At 56.4% G+C, this 20,390-nt stretch carries 18 protein-coding genes; 11 read left to right on the forward strand and 7 right to left on the reverse strand.

What is annotated here, in order from left to right:
- The 3 genes from PanJK_RS01360 to PanJK_RS01370 form a co-directional block, all read right to left on the reverse strand.
- A complete protein-coding gene (locus tag PanJK_RS01360) occupies positions 1–273 on the reverse strand; it encodes a barstar family protein (RefSeq protein ID WP_265296859.1) in 273 nt (90 codons plus the stop codon).
- Positions 274–275: 2 nt separating this feature from the next.
- Positions 276–710, reverse strand: coding sequence for a ribonuclease domain-containing protein (locus tag PanJK_RS01365; protein ID WP_256696369.1), 435 nt, complete (start codon positions 708–710; stop codon positions 276–278).
- Positions 711–796: 86 nt separating this feature from the next.
- Entirely contained in the window at positions 797–1,144 is a 348-nt protein-coding gene (locus PanJK_RS01370; RefSeq protein ID WP_008110158.1) for a helix-turn-helix domain-containing protein, read from the reverse strand.
- Positions 1,145–1,443: 299 nt separating this feature from the next.
- On the opposite strand from PanJK_RS01370, the gene PanJK_RS01375 reads away from it, so the two are divergent.
- Complete coding sequence (locus tag PanJK_RS01375) at positions 1,444–2,598, forward strand: efflux RND transporter periplasmic adaptor subunit (RefSeq protein ID WP_265296860.1); 1,155 nt, start codon at positions 1,444–1,446, stop codon at positions 2,596–2,598.
- Between the two features lie 18 nt (positions 2,599–2,616).
- Entirely contained in the window at positions 2,617–5,769 is a 3,153-nt protein-coding gene (oqxB, locus tag PanJK_RS01380) for a multidrug efflux RND transporter permease subunit OqxB (protein WP_256696367.1), read from the forward strand.
- Positions 5,770–5,974: 205 nt separating this feature from the next.
- Here oqxB and PanJK_RS01385 read toward each other — a convergent pair whose 3' ends face one another.
- Both PanJK_RS01385 and PanJK_RS01390 read right to left on the reverse strand, forming a co-directional pair.
- Positions 5,975–6,460 (reverse strand): RrF2 family transcriptional regulator, encoded by a 486-nt coding sequence (locus tag PanJK_RS01385; RefSeq protein ID WP_008110154.1) that lies wholly within the window; start codon positions 6,458–6,460, stop codon positions 5,975–5,977.
- Between the two features lie 158 nt (positions 6,461–6,618).
- Positions 6,619–7,818, reverse strand: coding sequence for an MFS transporter (locus PanJK_RS01390; RefSeq protein ID WP_414858920.1), 1,200 nt, complete (start codon positions 7,816–7,818; stop codon positions 6,619–6,621).
- Between the two features lie 157 nt (positions 7,819–7,975).
- On the opposite strand from PanJK_RS01390, the gene tus reads away from it, so the two are divergent.
- The 4 genes from tus to PanJK_RS01410 all read left to right on the forward strand — a co-directional run bounded on the left by tus (position 7,976) and on the right by PanJK_RS01410 (position 10,802).
- Positions 7,976–8,905 (forward strand): DNA replication terminus site-binding protein, encoded by a 930-nt coding sequence (tus, locus tag PanJK_RS01395; RefSeq protein ID WP_265296862.1) that lies wholly within the window; start codon positions 7,976–7,978, stop codon positions 8,903–8,905.
- Positions 8,906–8,999: 94 nt separating this feature from the next.
- Positions 9,000–9,563, forward strand: a complete 564-nt coding sequence (locus tag PanJK_RS01400) for a fasciclin domain-containing protein (RefSeq protein WP_222210489.1) — start codon at positions 9,000–9,002, stop codon at positions 9,561–9,563.
- Between the two features lie 43 nt (positions 9,564–9,606).
- A complete protein-coding gene (locus PanJK_RS01405; RefSeq protein ID WP_008110146.1) occupies positions 9,607–10,161 on the forward strand; it encodes a sigma-70 family RNA polymerase sigma factor in 555 nt (184 codons plus the stop codon).
- Positions 10,158–10,802, forward strand: coding sequence for an anti-sigma factor domain-containing protein (locus tag PanJK_RS01410; protein WP_256696365.1), 645 nt, complete (start codon positions 10,158–10,160; stop codon positions 10,800–10,802). The genes PanJK_RS01405 and PanJK_RS01410 overlap by 4 nt, the downstream gene beginning before the upstream one ends.
- A 44-nt stretch (positions 10,803–10,846) precedes the next feature.
- On the opposite strand, the gene fumC is transcribed toward PanJK_RS01410, so the two are convergent.
- Positions 10,847–12,244, reverse strand: a complete 1,398-nt coding sequence (gene fumC, locus PanJK_RS01415) for a class II fumarate hydratase (protein WP_154152367.1) — start codon at positions 12,242–12,244, stop codon at positions 10,847–10,849.
- Between the two features lie 197 nt (positions 12,245–12,441).
- Between fumC and manA the strand changes: the two genes are divergently transcribed.
- On the forward strand, positions 12,442–13,617 hold the full coding sequence (gene manA, locus PanJK_RS01420; RefSeq protein ID WP_265296863.1) for a mannose-6-phosphate isomerase: 1,176 nt from the start codon (positions 12,442–12,444) through the stop codon (positions 13,615–13,617).
- Between the two features lie 131 nt (positions 13,618–13,748).
- Positions 13,749–15,248: a YdgA family protein gene (locus tag PanJK_RS01425; protein ID WP_265296865.1), complete on the forward strand. Its 1,500-nt coding sequence runs from the start codon at positions 13,749–13,751 to the stop codon at positions 15,246–15,248.
- 25 nt (positions 15,249–15,273) lie between these two features.
- Here the strand turns inward: PanJK_RS01425 and malI are convergent, their stop codons facing one another.
- The gene (gene malI, locus PanJK_RS01430) at positions 15,274–16,302 is read right to left on the reverse strand and encodes a Mal regulon transcriptional regulator MalI (RefSeq protein ID WP_265296867.1); all 1,029 of its coding nucleotides are present in this window, start codon (positions 16,300–16,302) and stop codon (positions 15,274–15,276) included.
- A 174-nt stretch (positions 16,303–16,476) separates the two neighbouring features.
- Between malI and malX the strand changes: the two genes are divergently transcribed.
- The 3 genes from malX to add all read left to right on the forward strand — a co-directional run bounded on the left by malX (position 16,477) and on the right by add (position 20,358).
- A complete protein-coding gene (gene malX / locus PanJK_RS01435; RefSeq protein WP_265296869.1) occupies positions 16,477–18,063 on the forward strand; it encodes a maltose/glucose-specific PTS transporter subunit IIBC in 1,587 nt (528 codons plus the stop codon).
- Positions 18,063–19,241 carry a MalY/PatB family protein gene (locus tag PanJK_RS01440; RefSeq protein WP_265296870.1) on the forward strand — a complete coding sequence of 393 codons (1,179 nt, stop codon included), beginning with the start codon at positions 18,063–18,065 and terminating at the stop codon, positions 19,239–19,241. The genes malX and PanJK_RS01440 overlap by 1 nt, the downstream gene beginning before the upstream one ends.
- Before the next feature lie 118 nt (positions 19,242–19,359).
- The gene (gene add, locus PanJK_RS01445; RefSeq protein WP_176971865.1) at positions 19,360–20,358 is read left to right on the forward strand and encodes an adenosine deaminase; all 999 of its coding nucleotides are present in this window, start codon (positions 19,360–19,362) and stop codon (positions 20,356–20,358) included.
- Positions 20,359–20,390 lie beyond the last annotated feature (32 nt).

Genomic DNA, 20,390 nt, shown 5'->3' on the forward strand with positions numbered 1-20,390 from the left:
TTACTCGCCACGCACCAGGCGCAGCTCGCCGTCTAACTGCTGCTGCGCCTCCTCAAGTAACGCCAGCACCGGCGCGAATTCAGCACTCTCGCTGGCGTCATCGGCATGCGCTAAATAGAAGGTCGCCGGCAGCGCCATGCCGCCGGTCAGCCAATCCCACAGCGCATCAAGATTGTTACCGAAATCCACTGGGCAGGCACTTTGCTGCACCAGCGCGCGGTAAAACGCCTGGCGATCCGACAAGCTTTCAAAGTCAAAATGTAGCGTCAACATGGTTAAGGCACCTGTTTGAAGCTGCGATAGTGATCGGTGGTGAGGAAAATCAGCCCATCGGATGAGTAAAGCAGACGATCGGCATCGCGGTGGCCGCAATCGTAGTTGACGTCCGCTTCATACCATTGCCTGCCCGCCTGCATCGGCAACCTTCTTTCGCGATTGCTAAAGCGATCGCCACCAATGGCGCGACCCGGCAGTACTTCACACAAGTTGCCCTTGCTGGGATTCCAGCCCTGACGACGCGCTTCATTTTTGGTGAGATAGAGATCGGGTAATGTGTGATGCTGCTGCAGCCAACGCGCCACGGTGTTGGCGTCGGTGAGCTGTGAAATATCGGGATGGCTGGCGGACCATTTATCGGACAAACGCGGTTTTAGCCCGAGCCACAGCGCGGCGAGGACCAGAATTAAGGCAATCCAGAGTTTTTTTGACATGGTGGCATCCTGAAAAACAGGACGACGATAATAACAGATTTAAGGCAGGGAAAAACGCGGGCCAGCAAAGCTGGCCCTGGCGGGGTTTACTGCATTGCGCTGGCGGATGGCGCGGCGTGACGACGCCATGCTCCCGGCGCGACGCCATACTGGCGTTTGAAGCTGCGGTTAAACGACTGCTGCGAGTCGAAACCGAGTGAAATCGCCACGTTAAGAATCGGTTCATTGCTGGTCGTCAAGCGATCCGCTGACTTCTTCAGCTTCTTCTCACGAATGTATTCGCCCAGAGGCAAACCCGTGTGCTCTTTGAACATACGTTGCAGGTGCCATTTCGAATAACCGGCGCGCCCCGCTACGGTATCCAGATCCAGACGCGTTTCAATATTGTTGTCAATCCAGTCGATCAAATCGTGAATAAATGCGGTGGTCATCATCTCGTTTTCTCCGGTCGCCGTTGCGAACAGTATCAGTATCAGTATCAGTTGCAATTACACTTTAAGGTTGAACGACTATGCCAGTTAATGCAAGTTTTATTATTGCATTAAATGCCGCACTGCGTGTAGGGGCTTTGATCCTTCTGCAACGTAATGATCAAAACCGCACATAAAGTGTATCAGATATTCTTGCAGATGCAGTTTGAGCAAGCCTACACTCGTGGCGTTTTAATGCAATCATAAAAGTTGCAGATTTTTCGTACGTCTCCTTTCATTTTCACCAATGCGGAATAACAACAATGCATCTGCAAACATATAGGGTTCAATGGGCGGTAAGCCTGTCAGGAGTGATGTTGCTGGGAAGCCTGCTGGCCGGTTGTGATCGCGGGGTGGCGCAAAACGCCCCACCGCCGCCGCCCGAAGTAAGTGTCGCGCAGGTGGTAGAGCAGAAAGTCAGCCAATGGGATAGCTTCAATGGCCGTTTCGAAGCGGTGCAGAGCGTGCAGCTGCGGCCGCGCGTTTCCGGCTACATCGATCAGGTCAATTATCGCGAAGGCGACGAGGTGAAAAAAGGTCAGGTGCTGTTCACCATTGACGATCGCACCTATCGCGCCACGCTCGAGCAGGCGCAAGCCGAACTCGCCAACGCACGCAGCCAGGCCACGCTGGCCCGCAGTGAATCGGCACGTACCGATAAACTGATCGGCACCAATGTGGTGTCACGTGAAGAGTGGGAACAGCGTCGTTCGGCGGCCAATCAGGCGCAGGCTAACGTACTTTCCGCACAAGCGGCGGTGGATATGGCGCAGCTGAACCTCGATTTCACCCGCGTTACCGCGCCGATTGAAGGTCGCGCCAGCCGCGCGATGATCACCACTGGCAACTTAGTGACCGCCGGTGACAGCGCCAGCGTGCTGACCACGTTGGTGTCGCAGGATCGTATGTACGTCTACTTCGATGTCGATGAAGCCACTTATCTGCATTATCAGGCGATGGCGCGTAAAGGCGAAAATCGCGGATCGCTGCCGGTGGAAGTGGCGTTGACCGGCGAAGAGGGTTTTCCGCATCGCGGCACCGTGGATTTCCTCGATAACCAGCTGACCGCCAGCACCGGCACCATTCGCATGCGCGCCTCGCTGGATAATCAGCAGCGTCAGTTCACGCCGGGCCTGTTTGCGCGCGTGCGCCTGCCGGGCAGCGCCGACTTCACCGCGCTGCTCATCGACGATAAAGCCGTGCTCACCGATCAGGATCGTAAATATGTTTACGTGGTCGATGCCCAAGGTAAAGCCCAGCGCCGCGATATTCAGGCCGGTGATTTAGCCGATGGCTTGCGCATTGTGCAGCAAGGCCTGAAGCCCGGCGACAAGGTGATCGTTAACGGCTTGCAGAAAGTCTTTATGCCTGGCATGCCGGTGACCGCCCAACCGGTGGCGATGCGCTCCGCTCAATAACCTTCGAGACTGCCTTTTATGGATTTCTCCCGCTTTTTTATCGACCGACCGATTTTCGCCGCGGTGCTGTCGATTTTGATCTTTACCACCGGATTGATCGCCATTCCGCTGCTGCCGATCAGTGAATATCCCAACGTGGTGCCACCGAGCGTGCAGGTGCGCGCAGAATATCCCGGCGCCAACCCCAAAGTAATTGCAGATTCCGTGGCGACGCCGCTGGAGGAAGCCATCAACGGGGTGGAAAACATGATGTACATGAAATCCGTGGCCGGTTCCGACGGCGTGCTGGTCACCACCGTGACCTTCCGTCCCGGCACCGATCCGGATCAGGCGCAGGTTCAGGTGCAGAACCGCGTGGCGCAGGCCGAAGCGCGTCTGCCGGAAGAGGTGCGACAACTCGGCCTCACCACGCAGAAGATGTCACCGACGCTGACGCTGGTGGTGCACATGTTCTCGCCGCACGGCAAGTATGATTCGCTCTATCTGCGTAACTACGCCACCTTGAAGGTAAAAGATGAACTGGCGCGCCTGCCGGGCGTGGGTCAGATTCAGATCTTCGGGGCCGGCGAATACGCGATGCGCGTTTGGCTCGATCCCAATAAGGTGGCGGCGCGTGGCTTGACCGCCTCCGATGTGGTCAGCGCGATGCAGGAGCAGAACGTGCAGGTTTCTGCCGGTCAGCTTGGCGCAGAGCCGCTGAAGAAACAGAGCGATTTCCTGCTGTCGATCAACACTCAAGGTCGTCTGGAGAGCGAAGAGCAGTTCGGCAATATCATCCTGAAAACCGCCGACGACGGCACGCTGGTGCGCCTGCGTGACGTGGCGCGCATCGAGATGGGTTCCGGCAGCTACGCGTTGCGTTCGCAGCTGAACAACAAAGATGCGGTCGGCATCGGTATCTTCCAGGCGCCGGGCGCCAACGCCATCGATCTGTCGAATGCGGTGCGCGACAAAATGGCCGAACTGGCAACCCGCTTCCCGGACGATGTGCAGTGGGCCGCCCCTTACGACCCAACGGTATTCGTGCGTGATTCGATCCGTGCCGTGGTGCAAACGCTGTTCGAAGCGATTGTGCTGGTGGTGCTGGTGGTGATTCTGTTCCTGCAAACCTGGCGCGCGTCGATCATCCCGCTGCTGGCGGTGCCGGTTTCGGTGGTCGGTACCTTCAGCATCCTCTATCTGCTCGGCTTCTCGCTCAATACCCTGAGTTTGTTCGGGCTGGTGTTGGCGATCGGTATCGTGGTGGATGACGCCATCGTGGTGGTGGAGAACGTCGAACGTAATATCGAGCAAGGCTTGTCGCCAACGGCGGCGGCGCATCAGGCGATGCGTGAAGTGTCCGGGCCGATTATCGCCATCGCGCTGGTGCTGTGTGCGGTGTTCGTGCCGATGGCGTTCCTGTCGGGCGTGACCGGTCAGTTCTATAAGCAGTTTGCAGTGACGATTGCCATTTCAACGGTGATCTCCGCCATCAACTCGCTGACGCTGTCACCGGCGCTGGCAGCGCTGCTGCTGAAGCCACATGATGCCGCGAAGGATATGCCGACGCGCATCATCGATCGCCTGCTCGGCTGGCTGTTCCGTCCGTTTAACCGCTTCTTCCAGCGCAGTTCGGATGGCTATGAATCGCTGGTAGGTAAAACCTTGCGTCGTCGTGGCGCGGTGTTCGGCGTGTACGTGCTGCTGCTGGCTGGTGCGGGCTTTATGTTCCATACCGTGCCGGGCGGCTTTATTCCAACGCAGGATAAGCTCTATCTGATTGGCGGCGTGAAGATGCCGGAAGGTTCGTCGCTGGCGCGTACCGATGAAGTGATTCGCAAGATGAGCGAAATCGGCATGAACACCGAAGGCGTGGCCTATTCCGTCGCCTTCCCCGGTCTGAATGCGTTGCAGTTCACCAACACGCCGAATACCGGCACGGTGTTCTTTGGCCTGAAACCGTTCAACGAGCGTAAGCGCAGTGCGGCGGAGATCAATGCCGAGATCAACGCCAAAATCGCCAAAATCCAGCAAGGCTTTGGCTTCTCGATTATGCCGCCGCCGATTTTGGGTCTGGGACAAGGTTCGGGTTATTCACTGTATGTGCAGGATCGCGCGGGCCTCGGTTACGGTGCGCTGCAAACCGCCATCAATACCATGACGGGTGCGGTGTTACAGACGCCGGGTATGATGTTCCCGATTTCATCCTACCAGGCCAACGTGCCGCAGCTGGATGTGCAGGTGGATCGTGATAAAGCCAAAGCGCAAGGCGTGTCGCTGACCGAACTGTTCAGTACGCTGCAAACCTATCTGGGATCGTCGTATGTTAACGATTTCAATAAGTTTGGCCGTACCTGGCGCGTGATGGCGCAGGCGGACGGCGATTTCCGCGATAGCGTGCAGGATATCGGTAATCTGCGTACCCGTAACGATCGCGGTGAAATGGTGCCGATTGGCAGCATGGTCAATATCACTACGACTTACGGCCCGGATCCGGTGATTCGCTATAACGGTTATCCGGCAGCGGACCTGATTGGTGATGCCGATCCGCGCGTGCTCTCTTCGGCGCAGGCAATGCAGAAACTGGAAGAGATGTCGACGCAGGTGCTGCCGAACGGCATGAACATTGAATGGACTGACCTGAGTTATCAGCAATCAACGCAGGGTAATACCGCGCTGATCGTCTTCCCGGTCGCCGTTTTACTGGCGTTCCTGGTGCTGGCGGCGCTGTATGAAAGCTGGACGCTACCGCTGGCGGTAATCCTGATTGTGCCGGTGACCATGCTCTCTGCGCTGGTCGGCGTGTGGCTGACCGGTGGCGATAACAACGTGTTTGTGCAGGTTGGGCTGGTGGTGCTGATGGGGCTGGCGTGTAAGAACGCGATTCTTATCGTTGAGTTTGCGCGCGAGCTGGAGATGCAGGGCAAGAGCATTGTCGATGCAGCGCTGGAAGCCTGTCGTCTGCGTTTGCGTCCGATCGTTATGACCTCGATTGCCTTTATCGCCGGTACCATTCCGCTGATTCTTGGCGAAGGTGCAGGCGCGGAAGTGCGCGGCGTTACCGGAATTACCGTGTTCTCCGGCATGCTGGGCGTGACACTGTTTGGTTTGTTCCTGACGCCGGTGTTTTATGTGACGCTGCGTAAGCTGGTGACGCGCAAGCAGCCGCAGGGTGAAGTGCAAACGGTGTAAAGGTTTTAAGTGAAATGAACACTCCGGGCCAAGTGCCCGGATTTTTTATGGGTGCGCAGCCTACGGAATCCTCGTCATACAATCGTAGGGTCGCCATTCATGGCGACCGATTTAGCTCATTACGCCAATATGGCCGGAATATACTGGCTGGATTTCGAGGCAATAAAAAAGGTCGCCATGAATGGCGACCTTACGGGGTGTGGTTTTAGCGGCCTTTCTTACACAGGTCGGCGAGTTCGAGGTCGGGCAGCTCTTCGCAGTTGCTGGTGTCGTTATGCTTCAGCTCGGCCAGCGCGTCCGCTACGGTGCGGGTTTCCAGCACTTTCAGCGACGCTTCTTCAGCCTCTTCCGCAATCGATTTGAAATACCAACACAGGTTGGCGCTGACCAAACAGCGCGGTGCCACATCAGGGCGCGATGCCCAGAGTTTTTTATCTTCAATCACAGACGTATAAATGTCGCGCAGCGTGATCTCAGCGGCCGGGCGACCCAAATGAATCGAGCCGGTGCGGCCAAGCGTTGAGACGATGATGCCGTCACGCGTGAGCGGAACCATAAGTTTCCGAATGAAACTGGGGTTCGCTTCAAGACCATACGCCAAAATGGCACTGGTCGAGCGTTTACCCAGTTGCTCCGCCATCGCTACGCTCAAAACCATCTGCAAAGCTGTCGGGAAGCGGTAATCAAGCATTTCTGTATCCTGAGTTGCGGTTATCTTGTTGTTTTTATGCCGCGACAGTGAGTAATCAATGAGCAATAAATATAACAAACACTGTTGCTTTTTAGAAGTCAACGTCCGTGATCCAGGCACGTATTCCCCATTTAATCGGGCAGAAGCGCACAGGCTGCTTAGTTTATCACTCCCCTATCCGACGGTGGGCTGGCCTGCGGCAACTTCTGCTGCAAAAGCACCACCAACAGCACGTTAATCAACGCCAGAATGCATAACAACCACAGCGTGGCGCTGGCTCCGAGGTGCTGAAACACATAGCCGCCAACCAGCGGCGTCAATGCCTGACCGATCAAGGCGGGACGCGCCATGCGCCCGACCACAATCGCGTAAGCCTCTGGTTTGACCATCACCAGCGGTAAAGTTCCCCGCACAATGGCGCGCAAACCATTTCCGGCACCGTACAGCACCATGCTGAGCACCGCAAACTGCGGATAACACGCCAGCAGCAGCAAGCCGAGCGCCACTAATCCCACCGAGAAAAAGGTGGTCCAGATTGGATGACCGCGCTTAAAGGCGATATCCACGATGCGTGATCCGACCTGACACGGGCCGAGAATCGCGCTGATGGCCAGCGCCGACGCCAGCGTGTGCCCGCTGGCCTGCAGCAAGGTGATCAGCTGCACCGAAATGGCCGTCATGATCACCGATGCGAGAGTGAAGATGCTGCACAGCAGCCAAAACAGCGTTGGCGCCAGTTCGTCGCCCTGCGCGGTGGGCTTTGCTTTCGCGGCGGCGATTTTCCCTTCTGGCGCGGGAAGCGCGTAAAGATACGCGGGCAACACTGAAACACACAACAATCCGGCGATAGCAAAACAGGCACCGCGCCAATCCAGCCAGTGAATCAACAGCGCAGTGCCCGGCCACACTAAGGTGGTACAGAAGCCGGAGATCAGCGTGATGCCGGTAATCGCACCGCGCGCCTGGCCGCCGTACAGCGTACCGAGCGTGGCAAACAGCGCATCGTACAGGCCCATCGCCATACCCATGCCGATAATCAGCCAGGCAAACAGAAACAGCGGCAGGTTATGACTCAATCCCATAATCACCAGACCAAGCGCCATCACCGCCCCGCTCGCCGCCAGCAATGCTCGGCCATAAGTGCGGGAAATCAGTCGCCCGCTCAGCGGTGCCAGCAAACCGGAAATCAGCATGCCGAGCGATAGCGCGCCATACACCCATTGTTGCGACCAACCGGTTTCCGCCACGATGGGATTGGCCATCACCGCCATAAGATAGAAGGATCCGCCCCATGACAGGATTTGCACTAATCCAAGCGTAACGATGGCGGCGGCAGGTGGCTTTGGCTGAGGCTTCACAACAATTATCCATTAGCAGGCAAAGTATTGTTATAACACGTTCATCCCGCTGGAAAAATCCCGCCGTTGGCTGCTTAACAAAATCCTTGCGCGGCGCTGGCAGACCAGCGCCTCAGCCAGTACACTGAAAGGTATGTTGTAACTATGGAGGCCATTTATGGCTCGTTATGATTTGGTTGCCGACCTGCACGACTGCGTCAACGCGCTGGAAGCAGGTTTAGCCGCGTTGCGTCATCAGATTGAGCAGCAACCGCTGCTGATTGCGCGCGTGTTTAGCCTGCCGGAAATCGAGAAAGGCCGCGAACATGATGAAATTGAACGCATCGCGGTGACGCAGCATCTTGGCAAAACGGCACGCGATATGGCGCTGGCGCACTATTGCCGCCTGTTTATGCAGCATCAATCGGAAAAACTCAGCACCAAAGCCGCCGTGCGCTTGCCGGGCGCGATTTGCATCGAAGCCGACGGCGATGTGCATGAACAGATTACGCAGCAGGTTGCGGAGATAAATACCCTGAAGCAGCGGCTGGAACAGCTGATAACCGTGGAATCGGGCTTGCCGAGCGAGGCGCGTTTTGAGTTTGTCCACCAGCATCTGCGCGGGTTAATTACCCTTAACGCTTACCGCAGCGTGACGCTGCTTAACTCACCGGATAGTTTGCGCTTCGGCTGGGCGAATAAAAATATAATCAAGAACGTTACCCGTGATCAGGTGGTGGAACAGCTGGAGCGCAGCCTGAAGGCCAATCGCGCTCAGGCGCCGTGGACGCGCGAGCAGTGGGCGGAAAAAGTGCAATTGGAGCTGGAAGCGATCCTCGCGTTACCGGCGGGTGCGAAGCTTAAAATCAAGCGTCCGGTAAAAGTGCAGCCTATTGCCCGCGTGTGGCGCGCCAGCGAAAAGAAGCAGGTGCAACTTGCCTGCCCTTCTCCGCTGCTGGTGCTGTGCCGCGATCGCACCCAGGTACCGATTTTGGGTGAGCTGCTGAACTACGATGCCGATAACGTGGCTTATCGCCACAAACCGCTGGCCGAGCCGCTGCATCTGATCATTCCGCGCCTGCATTTATGGAGCGATCGGCAGGTTTAAAAATAAATTTCAAAATCACTGCATCCAATTCATCACCTGTCCTCGTATATCAGAGTGTGAGCAACTTCTTCGCTCCCTACTACGAGGATTTATGATGAAAAAGCTAATGGGCATTGCAGTCGTATCCAGCACTTTACTGTTCACCGCAGGCGCATTCGCCGCGATGGATAATGGCTCCGTGATGGTAGGCGGAGCAGCGATGTATCCACAAAAAAACATCGTTGAAAACGCGCTGAACTCCAAAGATCACACCACGCTGGTTGCTGCCGTCAAAGCGGCGGGCTTGGTGGAAACCCTCGAAGGTAAAGGTCCGTTTACCGTCTTCGCGCCAACCAATGCGGCCTTCGCCAAATTGCCAGCGGGCACCGTTGAAAGCCTGGTGAAACCGGAGAACAAAGCGAAGTTGACCAGCATCCTGACTTATCATGTGGTGGCGGGCAAATACGACATGAAAGCGCTGGAGATGAAAATCAAGCAAGGTGGCGGTCATGCCGAGCTGAAAACCGTCAATGGCCAACCGTTGTGGATTATGAATAATGGCCCGCACAATATTCAGCTGAAAGATGGTCAAGGCAATGTGGCGAATATCAGTACTTATGACGTCAATCAGAAAAATGGTGTGATTGATGTGATTGATACCGTCTTAATGCCTAAGTAATTGCCTATACTCGGGTTGGGCATTTTAGCCAACCGGGAAGATGATGGATAATAGGCTAACAGAACAATTAGTGACGTTATTGCCGGCGATCGCACAGGGCGATCGCCGCGCGTTTGAACAACTCTATCGACTGACTTCGCCACATCTTTTCGCCCTCACCCTGCGTATGTTACGCCAGCAAGGCTGGGCGGAAGAGGTGCTGCACGATTGCTATCTCACTATCTGGAACCGCGCCAACGCCTACGATGCCGCCCTTAGCGCGCCGATGACATGGATGACGCACATTGTGCGCAATCGCTGCATTGACGGGTTACGCAGCGGACAAGCGCGCATGACGCTCAATACAGAAGAGTTTGACGATCTGCTGCAGATAACGGCGGAAGACGAACAGAATACCTGGCACGATCCGGCGCAAGCCGATCGCCTGCGACACTGCATTGGTCATCTGAGCAGCGAACAGCAGCAAAGCATCACGCTCGCCTATTATCAGGGGATGTCCCACAGTGATATTGCCGCCTGGCTACAACAGCCGGTTGGCTCGGTTAAAAGCTGGATTCGCCGCGCGCTGGAGCATCTGCGGGAGTGTGTGGGCCTATGAACGAAAACGTACAACGCGATGATGCCTTAGCGGCCGAGTATGCGCTGGGCACTTTAAGCGAGCTGGCGCGTTTACGCTTCGAGCGCCGGCTGCGTAACGAGCCTGAACTCGCGGCTAACGTCGCACGCTGGCAAACCCTGCTGGCGGGCCTTGATAATCAGCTTGCGCCGGTCACGCCGCCGGAAAAGGTGTGGAAGAAGATTACGTTGAGCTTGCCCGAGCAACGCGCGATTCGAGCCAAACGTCATTATGCGGGCTGGCTGGCGGCCGCCAGTTTCGCGGCAATCGCCCTGCTCGCCTCACTTTTCATGCAGCCACCAACGTTAACGCCGTTGACGGTACTGAACGATGCTCAGCATCAACAGCAATGGGTGGTCAGCGCGGACAGCAAACTGGAGCAGCTGAGCCTGACGCCGTTACATCCGGTGGCCATCGCCGATAACACCAGTTTGCAGCTGTGGCTGATTCCGCCGGGTAAAGCGCCGATTTCGCTGGGTTTATTGGATAACCAGAAGGCAACCGATGTTGCGTTAAATAGCACGATTTCTCGCTCAGGCGTGATCGCTATCAGTCTTGAACCGCGCGGCGGCTCGCCAACGGGCCAGCCAACCGGTCCAGTGCTGTATAGCGGGCAGTTGTAAACGAAAAAGGCCGTTCATTTGAACGGCCTTAGCTTTTTCAACCGCTATTGCTTCATGCTGCCAACCATCTCTTCCGGACGTACCCACTCATCGAACTGCTCTTCGGTCAGATAGCCGAGCTTCAGCGCCGAGCCTTTCAGCGTCAGGCCCTCTTTATGCGCTTTTTTGGCGATTTCGGCCGCTTTGTCGTAACCGATATGGGTATTCAGCGCGGTGACCAACATCAGCGATTCGTTCAGCAACTGATCGATACGCTCGCGTACCGGCTCAATGCCAATCGCGCAGTGGTGATTGAAGCTGTCCATGCCGTCGGCCAGCAGACGCACCGATTGCAGGAAGTTGTGGATCACCATTGGACGGAACACGTTGAGCTCAAAGTTGCCGGACGCGCCGCCAATGTTCACCGCCACGTCATTGCCCATCACCTGGCAACACAGCATGGTCAGCGCTTCGCACTGCGTCGGGTTCACTTTGCCCGGCATAATTGAGCTGCCTGGCTCATTTTCCGGGATCGCCAGTTCGCCGATGCCGCAACGCGGACCAGAAGCCAGCCAGCGTACGTCGTTGGCAATTTTCATCAGCGAAGCTGCCAAACCTTTCAGCGCTCCGTGTGCGTGGACCAGCGCATCGCAGGTCGCCAGCGCTTCAAACTTGTTCGGCGCGGTAACAAACGGCTGTTTGGTCAAATCGGCCAGCGCTTTCGCCACACGTACCGCGTATTCAGGATGGGTATTTAGGCCAGTACCAACGGCGGTGCCGCCCAGCGCCAGCTCCGCCACGTGCGGAATACTGTTTTCGATGTGCTTGAGATTGTGCTCGAGCATCGCCACCCAGCCGGAGATCTCCTGGCCGAGCGTCAACGGGGTCGCATCCTGCAAGTGGGTACGACCAATCTTGACGATATCTTTGAAGGCGTCGGACTTCTCACTCAGCGTCTTTTTCAACACGTGAATCTGCGGAATCAGCTGCTCCCGCACGGCGATGACCGCGGCCACGTGCATGGCGGTGGGGAACACATCGTTGGAGCTTTGGCTTTTATTCACGTCGTCATTCGGGTGTACCAGACGCGACATGCCACGCTCGCCGCCAAGAATTTCACTGGCGCGGTTGGCCAGCACTTCGTTCATGTTCATGTTGGTCTGGGTGCCGGAGCCGGTCTGCCAGATCGCCAGCGGAAACTCATCGCTGTGTTTATCTGCCAGCACTTCGTCGGCGGCTTTAAGAATCGCCTGAGCGCGATCGGCAGGAAGCAAGCCGAGATCCTGGTTCACCTGCGCCGCCGCACGCTTGGTCAGCGCCAGCGCATGCACCAATGCCACTGGCATTTTCTCGGTTGAGATTTTGAAATGTTCCAGCGAACGCTGGGTTTGTGCGCCCCACAACTTATCTGCCGGTACTTCGATCGGTCCCATTGAGTCTTTTTCAATGCGATTGGCTGCCATGACTACGTCTCCTTAGCTCAGATTTTGAGGTTTCCGCTCTAAACGCCTTCCCGCGACGCCGTTGAGCGAGCAAGATTGTCACATACAAGAATTTAACATTATGCGAGCCTATCGCCTTTATTGCACTTGTTCGTGTATTTTCTATGGCACTTTCTGCTTTAATAAGCCTATTTACTTACGGTTATTAAGGGTAAACGATGCAAAAATTGAACAATTCGCTGCAAAATTACGCCTGGGGCAGCAAAACTGCGCTGACAGAACTCTACGGCATCGAAAATCCTCAAGGTTTGCCGATGGCGGAGCTGTGGATGGGCGCACACCCGAAAAGCCCTTCGACCGTTGAGGTCAACGGTGAAGCGCGTTCGCTGCGCGAAGTGATTGATGCCGACAAGGTCGCCACGCTAGGCAATGCGGTGGCGGAACGTTTCGGCGAGCTGCCGTTCCTGTTTAAAGTGCTGTGCGCCGATCAGCCGCTGTCGATTCAGGTACACCCGAGCAAAGCCGCTGCTGAAGAGGGTTTTGCGCGTGAAAATGCTGCTGGCATTCCACTCAGCGCCGCTGAACGTAACTATAAGGATGCCAATCACAAACCCGAATTAGTGTATGCGCTGACGCCATTCCAGGCGATGAACGGTTTCCGCGAGCTGCATGAAATTGTTTCGCTGCTGGAACCGGTGGCCGGTGCGCATCCACAAATCGCCCACTTCCTGGAAAATGCTGACGAAGCCAACCTGGCAAAACTGTTCGCCACGCTGCTGTCGCTGCAAGACGAGGCCAAATCGCGCGCCATCGGCGTACTGAAATCGGCGCTCAACGCGCGTGAAGGCGAACCGTGGCAGACGATCAAATCCATCGCCAGCGATTATCCAGACGACAGCGGGCTATTTTCGCCGCTGCTGCTCAATGTGATCACCCTGCAGCCGGGCGAAGCGATGTTCCTGTTTGCCGAAACGCCGCACGCCTACCTGAAAGGCGTGGCGCTGGAAGTGATGGCGAACTCCGATAACGTGCTGCGCGCCGGTTTGACGCCGAAGTTTATCGATATCCCGGAACTGCTGGCTAACCTGAAGTTCCAGGCAAAACCGGCCGCGACGCTGCTGACGCAGCCGCAGCGCGACGGCGAAACCCTGAACTTCCCGATTCCGGTAGAAGATTTTGCCTTTGCCATTCATGGGCTTTCCGCTGCACCGCAAGCGCTGGCACAAAACAGCGCTGCCCTGCTGTTCTGCATTGAAGGCCAGGCGGTGATTGAGAAGTCCGGTCAACAGCTGGTGCTAAAGCCAGGTGAATCCTGCTTTGTCGCTGCCAATGAGTCGCCAGTCAACGTGGCGGGCACCGGTCGTCTGGCGCGCGTGTTTAATACGCTCAACTGAGTTCCGGTGACGCTGCCAGCATTAACTGCTATTCTTTCAAACTATTAATTTAAAATGCCTGCGGGCGTTTTTCTTCACCCGTCGCGCACCGACCAGCGGCGTGCGGACGCAAGGATAAGGACGACACAGCGATGAAAAAGACCCAGGTTGCCGTAGGTGTAATTGTGGCGCTCGGCGTGATTTGGACTGGTGCTGCATGGTTTACCGGTAAACAACTGGAAAGCCACATGGATCAGATGTTGCAGAATGCCAATGCGCAGCTGAATGCTTACGCACCGAACAGCCGACTGACGCTGAGCTATCAGGATTATCAGCGCGGTGTGTTCAGCAGCAAAACCAAGTTGGTGGTGCAAGCCAGCTCGCAAACCAATGACAACCCGCTGTTGAAGCCAGGTCAAAGCATCGTGCTGAACGAGACTATCGATCACGGTCCTTTCCCGTTCGCCCAGTTGAAGCGCGGCAGCCTGATCCCAAGCATGGCGTCAGTGCATACCGAGCTGCAAAACACCGATGCGGTGAAGAAACTGTTTGAACTGACCAACGGCAAGTCGTTGGTTAATGCTGATACCCGCGTTGGTTACAGCGGTGCAACCAATACCGATCTAAACCTGCTGGCGGTGGATTACAACAATCCGCAGACCGGCGATCGTCTGGCCACCAACGGCGGCACGCTGAACATCAGCGCCGACAATAAAGGCGACAAAGTCAGCCTCGACGGCGACTTCTCCAGCATCGCGGTCACCAGCAAAAATCAGGTGGAACAGCCAGTGCTGTTCACGCTCAATGGCCTGAAGCTGAGCGGCGATACCCACCTCAGCCCGGAAGGCGTGCGCGTTGGCGATCAGTCGATCTCCCTGGATAAATTCGATGCCAGCATCAACGGTCAGGAAGGTTTGTCACTGGAGAAGCTGAAAACCACCTCTTCCTTCGACAATAAAGAGGGCAAGATTGGCGGGCAGCTGGACGTCAAGGTTGACAAGATCACCCTGCAGAAACAGCCATTTGGTGAAGCTAAGCTGGCGATGAAGTTTGCCCAGTTCGATGCACAGGCGGTGAAAGCTTTCTCGGATACTTACAATGCGCAGATGCAGGATCTCTTGAATCAGCCGGGCGTGGCGGAGGATCCGATTCGCTATCAGGCCAGCGTGCAAACCATCCTGCGTAATAACCTGCCAACGCTGCTGAAAGGCTCGCCAACGCTGAGCATCGCACCGTTGAGCTGGAAAAATGACAAAGGTGAAAGCACCTTTAACCTGAACGTCGGCTTTAACGATCCGGCTACCGTGACCGGCGAAGCGCAGAGTTTGGGTGCCGCAGTGGATCGCGTGCTGAAAACCCTCGACGGCAAGCTGGCAATCAATATGCCGATGGCGACAGAAACCATGCGTCATGTCGGTTTGGCGGAAGGTTATCAGGGTGATGATGCGCAGAAGCTGGCGGATCAGCAGGTGAAAGGTTTAGCAGCGATGGGCCAGATGTTCCGCCTGACGCAGCAGCAGGATGACAACATCGTCACCAGCCTGCAATACGGCAACGGTCAGGTCACCATGAACGGCGATAAGATGACGCTGGAGCAGTTCCTGTCACGCTATATGCTGGGCGCACCAACCAGCGAAGGTATGCCAGAGTAATTAGTGGGGCGGCCAACTGGCCGCCCTAAACTTCCCCGCGCATCAGCTGCGGCGGCACAATCAAACTTTGAATCTCTGCTTCCGGCTGCGCCAGTCGCTGCAACATCCGTTCCGCCGCCCTTCTTCCTACATCACGCGCTTCGCTGCTGACAAAGGTCATGGTGGGATCGTGCAACTCCCGCTGCGGATCGTCATTAAAGCCCACCAGCGCCAGTTGCTGCGTGTAGTAGCTATCGACTGCGCCTTCACCAAAGGTTCGCCCACAGCGTAACGCACCAAAATAGCAACCGAGCGCGGTGCTGCCGTTATGCGCCAGAATCGCGGTAATGCCCGGATGCTGACGCAACAATTGCAGCGTTAATGCCGACACGCTTTGTTGGCGATCGTCGCACTCAATAATCCAGTCGGATCGAAACGGAAAACCGTATTGCAATAAGGTGGCGCAGTAGCCGCCAATCCGCTCGGCGCGCGTCAGAGACGATCCCAAACCGCCCATCCAGGCGATGCGCTGATGGCCCTGACGAATCAGATACTCCGTCGCCATGCGCGCCGCCTGACTATTATCGGGACGCAATGAGTCAACGTTATCCAGGCTGCTGGCGCGCGAGGCACAGACTAAGGCGATGTTCTGTTCCTGCGCCTGCGGCACCAGCGTTTCCGCCTGCGCCACCGCGCCGCCGAGCACAATCCCTTCCGCGCCCTGCGCCACCAGCGTGTCAAAGCAGCGTTTAAGATGTTGGCCGTGCTGACCGCTTTGTGTCAGCACCAGCACTTTGCCCTGCTGCTCCAGCACTTCGCTAAGCCCGGCCGTCATCGCAGCATAAAATGGCTGGCTGAGATCGCGCACGATCAAGCCGACCACGCCGCTTTCGCCGCCGCGCAAGATTGAGGCCGAACGATTACGCACATAGCCAAGCTGCTCAATCGCCTGATTGACACGTGTGGCCGTAGCGGGCGAGATACGCCCTTTGCCGGAGAGCACCAACGACACGGTAGAGACCGACACCCCGGCGACCAACGCCACATCATGAATAGTGGTTTTCTGCTGGGACATAGCCTTCCGTTACCCACGTCCAAATTCAAAGAGGTAAAACGTTACACTGATTGCACCAAAAATAAAGTCTGCAATTAGTCACTCTTTGTGATTATAGCCACAAAAATAAGTGATAAAACGTTTTATCATCCTTGACCACATTGAAGCCTTTCACTTTTATTGCCAGGAGAATCTATGTCCGCCAGTCGTCCCAAAATGTCACTTTGGGAGTTTTTCCAAAGTCTGGGCAAAACCTTTATGTTGCCCGTCGCGCTGCTTTCGTTCTGCGGTATCCTGCTCGGCATCGGCAGTTCGCTCAGCAGCCGCGATGTGCTCACGCTCATCCCCGCGCTCGATCAGCCTTTCCTGCAATATCTGTTTATCTGGCTGGCGAAGATCGGTTCCTTTGCCTTTAGCTATCTGCCGGTGATGTTTGCCATTGCCATTCCGCTCGGTATGGCGCGCGAGAACAAAGGCGTGGCAGCGTTTGCCGGTTTTGTTGGCTATGCGGTGCTGAACCTGAGCATCAACTTCTGGCTCAACATCAACGGCATTCTGCCAACCACCGATGCGGCGGTGCTGAAAGCTAATAACGTACAAAATATCCTCGGCATTCAGTCTATCGACACCGGTATTCTCGGCGCGGTGATTGTGGGTATCGTGGTGTTCTGGCTGCATGAGCGTTTCCACAACATTCGCTTGCCAGATGCGCTGGCATTCTTTGGCGGCACGCGCTTTGTACCGATCGTCACCGCGATGGCGATGGGCGTGCTGGGCTTGGTGGTTCCCCATATCTGGCCATTCTTCGCCCGTGCGATTACCGGTCTTGGCTGGGTGATCAACAGCGCCGGTGAATTTGGTCCGATGATTTTTGGTACCGGCGAACGTCTGCTTTTGCCGTTTGGTTTGCAGCACATTCTGGTGGCGATCATCCGCTTTACCGATGCGGGCGGCACCATGGATGTGTGCGGTAAAAGTGTCAGCGGTGCGTTGACCATCTTCCAGGCGCAGCTGGCATGTGCGGATACGCACGGCTTTGCCGAGAGCGCCACACGCTTCCTGTCGCAGGGTAAAATGCCGGCCTTCCTCGGTGGTTTGCCAGGCGCAGCATTGGCGATGTATCACTGCGCCCGTCCGGAAAACCGTCATAAAATTAAAGGCCTGCTGATTTCCGGCGTGGTGGCGTGCGTCGTGGGCGGCACCACAGAACCGCTGGAATTCCTGTTCCTGTTCGTTGCGCCGGTGCTGTATCTGATCCACGCACTGCTGACCGGTTTGGGCTTCACCGTGATGGCGATGCTGGGCGTAACTATCGGTAATACCGACGGCAACGTGATCGACTTCTTCGTCTTCGGCGTGCTGCACGGTCTCTCCACCAAATGGTATTGGGTGCCGGTGATTGCTGCAGTGTGGTTTGTGTCTTATTACGTCATCTTCCGTTTTGCCATCAGCCACTTCAATATCAAAACGCCAGGTCGCGAAGTGGAAAGCAACAGCGTGGAGCAGCAGGTTAATCGCGCGGCTGTCGGTAAATCCGGCTTCAACACGCCAGCGATTCTGTCGGCGCTGGGCGGCGTGGAAAACATCACTTCACTGGATAACTGCCTGACGCGTCTGCGCATTACCGTGGTTGATATGAGCAAAGTGGATGATGCAACGCTGAAAGCCAACGGCGCGATTGGCGTGGTGCATGTTAATGCCACCAATCTGCAAGTGGTAATGGGCCCGCAGGTGCAGTCGGTCAAAGATGAGATGGCACATCTGATGAGCGCGACGGTGTAATGATGCAAGGTTTTGATTTCAATCAGGTGGTGGATCGCCACGGCAGCTGGTGTACGCAGTGGGATTTCGTGGCCGATCGGTTTGGCGTGGCGGACTTGCTGCCCTTCACTATCTCCGACATGGATTTCGCCACCGCGCCTTGCATCATCGAGGCGCTGCAACAGCGCCTCACGCACGGGGTATTTGGTTACAGCCGCTGGCAGCATGATGATTTTCTGTCTGCCATTCAACACTGGATGCGCAGCCGTTTCGCTACTGACGTCGCGGCAGAATCGCTGATTTATGGTCCGTCGGTGATTTACATGGTGGCGCAGCTGTTGCGCCACTGGACGCAGCCGGACGATGAAGTGCTGATCCACACGCCTGCTTACGATGCGTTTTACCACACCATCAACAGCAATCAGCGTCGCATACTGGAGCAGCCGCTGCAGCGCCACGGAAGTGAATGGCTGTGCGACATGGCGCAGCTGGAAACTTTGCTGGCGCGTCCGCGCTGTAAAGTGATGCTGCTGTGCAGTCCGCACAATCCTTCCGGCAAAGTGTGGCGCGAAGAGGAGCTGCGCCAGATGGCCGCGCTGTGTGAAAAGTATGGCGTGAAGGTGATCAGCGATGAAATCCATATGGATATGGTGCTAAGTGATGCGCGGCATACGCCGTGGAGCCAGGTTGCGCAGTCCGATTGGGCGCTGTTCACCTCGGCTTCCAAGAGCTTCAACATTCCGGCGCTGACCGGCGCGTGGGGCATCATTCCAGATGAGCGCGATCGTCAGGCATGGTTCCACGCGCTGAAGCAGCAGGATGGTTTATCCTCGCCGGCAGTCATGGCGCTTGCCGCTACCATCGCCGCGTATCGCGATGGCGCGCCGTGGCTGGATGCGCTGCGTACCCACTTACGTGGCAATATGCAGCACATTGCAGGACGGATGAACACGGCGTTTCCGCAGCTTAACTGGCAGCCGCCCGCCGCTACTTACCTGGCGTGGATCGATCTCAATCCGCTTGGCATTGACGAACAGGCGCTGCAACAGCGTCTGATTCATCAACACAAAGTGGCAATCATGCCCGGTTCAACTTACGGCGCAGCCAGTCGCGGTTATCTGCGTCTCAACGCCGGTTGCCCGCGCAGCAAGCTGGATGATGGGCTTGATCGTCTGATCGCCGGGTTAAAATCGTTCTGAAATGCGACGGATGCTGATTAATTCAGCATCCGTTTTCCTGTTTGCGCAAATCGCTGGCGCTGTTGCGCAAGATGTTTTTATAATCCTCTGCACTTTATGAAACTTAAGCGAGTGCGCCATGATTGATCTAAAACTCCCCCTCACCGACATTCACCGCCACCTTGATGGCAATATCCGCGCACAAACCATTCTCGATTTAGGTCGTCAGCATAATCTTGCGCTGCCCGCTGATACGCTCGATGCATTGCGTCCGCATGTGCAGGTCACCGCGAATGAGCCGGATCTGGTGAGCTTCCTGCAGAAACTCGACTGGGGCGTGAAAGTGCTGGGCGATCTTGATGCCTGCCGTCGTATCGCGCTGGAAAACGTCGAAGATGCGGCGCGCGCCGGCATTCACTATGCGGAACTGCGCTTCTCACCGGGCTATATGGCGATGACCCACAAGCTGCCGATTGCCGGCGTGGTTGAAGCGGTGATTGATGGCGTGCGGGCCGGTATTCAGCAATACGGCGTCGATGTGCGCCTGACCGGCATTATGAGCCGTACCTTTGGTGAAGAAGCTTGCCTGCGCGAGCTGGAAGGTTTGCTGGCGCATCGCGATGGCATCACCGCCGTCGATTTGGCCGGTGACGAATTAGGCTTCCCAGGCAGCGAATTCCTCAGCCACTTTAATCGTGCGCGTGATGCCGGTTTCCGCATTACGGTTCACGCCGGTGAAGCCGCAGGCCCGGAAAGCATCTGGCAAGCGATTCGCGAGCTGGGCGCGGAGCGTATTGGTCACGGCGTGAAGGCGATTGAAGACCGCGCACTGATGGATTTCCTTGCCGAGCAGCGTATTGGTATTGAATCGTGCCTGACCTCGAATATTCAGACCAGCACCGTGTCGTCGCTGAGCAGCCATCCGCTGAAAACCTTCCTGCAGCATGGCATTCTCGCCACCATAAATACTGACGATCCGGCGGTTCAGGGCGTTGAGCTGGCACATGAGTATGAAGTGGCGGCACCGCAAGCGGGATTGACGGCGGAAGAGATGCGTCAGGCGCAGGATAATGGCGTGACCATCGCGTTCCTGAGTGATGCCGAGAAAGCCGCGCTGCGCGCACGCGTGGCGGGATAAATATTCCCTCTCCCGCGTGCGGGAGAGGGTTA

The sequence above is a fragment of the Pantoea sp. JK genome, assembly GCF_026130245.1.
Lineage (GTDB): Bacteria > Pseudomonadota > Gammaproteobacteria > Enterobacterales > Enterobacteriaceae > Pantoea > Pantoea trifolii.

What these genes read in the sequence shown, in the direction of transcription:
- PanJK_RS01360 (WP_265296859.1), bottom strand. Translation starts at nt 273, where the DNA reads ATGTTGACGCTACATTTTGACTTTGAAAGCTTGTCGGATCGCCAGGCG.
- PanJK_RS01365 (WP_256696369.1), bottom strand. Translation starts at nt 710, where the DNA reads ATGTCAAAAAAACTCTGGATTGCCTTAATTCTGGTCCTCGCCGCGCTG.
- PanJK_RS01370 (WP_008110158.1), bottom strand. Translation starts at nt 1,144, where the DNA reads ATGATGACCACCGCATTTATTCACGATTTGATCGACTGGATTGACAAC.
- PanJK_RS01375 (WP_265296860.1), top strand. Translation starts at nt 1,444, where the DNA reads ATGCATCTGCAAACATATAGGGTTCAATGGGCGGTAAGCCTGTCAGGA.
- oqxB (WP_256696367.1), top strand. Translation starts at nt 2,617, where the DNA reads ATGGATTTCTCCCGCTTTTTTATCGACCGACCGATTTTCGCCGCGGTG.
- PanJK_RS01385 (WP_008110154.1), bottom strand. Translation starts at nt 6,460, where the DNA reads ATGCTTGATTACCGCTTCCCGACAGCTTTGCAGATGGTTTTGAGCGTA.
- tus (WP_265296862.1), top strand. Translation starts at nt 7,976, where the DNA reads ATGGCTCGTTATGATTTGGTTGCCGACCTGCACGACTGCGTCAACGCG.
- PanJK_RS01400 (WP_222210489.1), top strand. Translation starts at nt 9,000, where the DNA reads ATGAAAAAGCTAATGGGCATTGCAGTCGTATCCAGCACTTTACTGTTC.
- PanJK_RS01405 (WP_008110146.1), top strand. Translation starts at nt 9,607, where the DNA reads ATGGATAATAGGCTAACAGAACAATTAGTGACGTTATTGCCGGCGATC.
- PanJK_RS01410 (WP_256696365.1), top strand. Translation starts at nt 10,158, where the DNA reads ATGAACGAAAACGTACAACGCGATGATGCCTTAGCGGCCGAGTATGCG.
- fumC (WP_154152367.1), bottom strand. Translation starts at nt 12,244, where the DNA reads ATGGCAGCCAATCGCATTGAAAAAGACTCAATGGGACCGATCGAAGTA.
- manA (WP_265296863.1), top strand. Translation starts at nt 12,442, where the DNA reads ATGCAAAAATTGAACAATTCGCTGCAAAATTACGCCTGGGGCAGCAAA.
- PanJK_RS01425 (WP_265296865.1), top strand. Translation starts at nt 13,749, where the DNA reads ATGAAAAAGACCCAGGTTGCCGTAGGTGTAATTGTGGCGCTCGGCGTG.
- malI (WP_265296867.1), bottom strand. Translation starts at nt 16,302, where the DNA reads ATGTCCCAGCAGAAAACCACTATTCATGATGTGGCGTTGGTCGCCGGG.
- malX (WP_265296869.1), top strand. Translation starts at nt 16,477, where the DNA reads ATGTCCGCCAGTCGTCCCAAAATGTCACTTTGGGAGTTTTTCCAAAGT.
- PanJK_RS01440 (WP_265296870.1), top strand. Translation starts at nt 18,063, where the DNA reads ATGATGCAAGGTTTTGATTTCAATCAGGTGGTGGATCGCCACGGCAGC.
- add (WP_176971865.1), top strand. Translation starts at nt 19,360, where the DNA reads ATGATTGATCTAAAACTCCCCCTCACCGACATTCACCGCCACCTTGAT.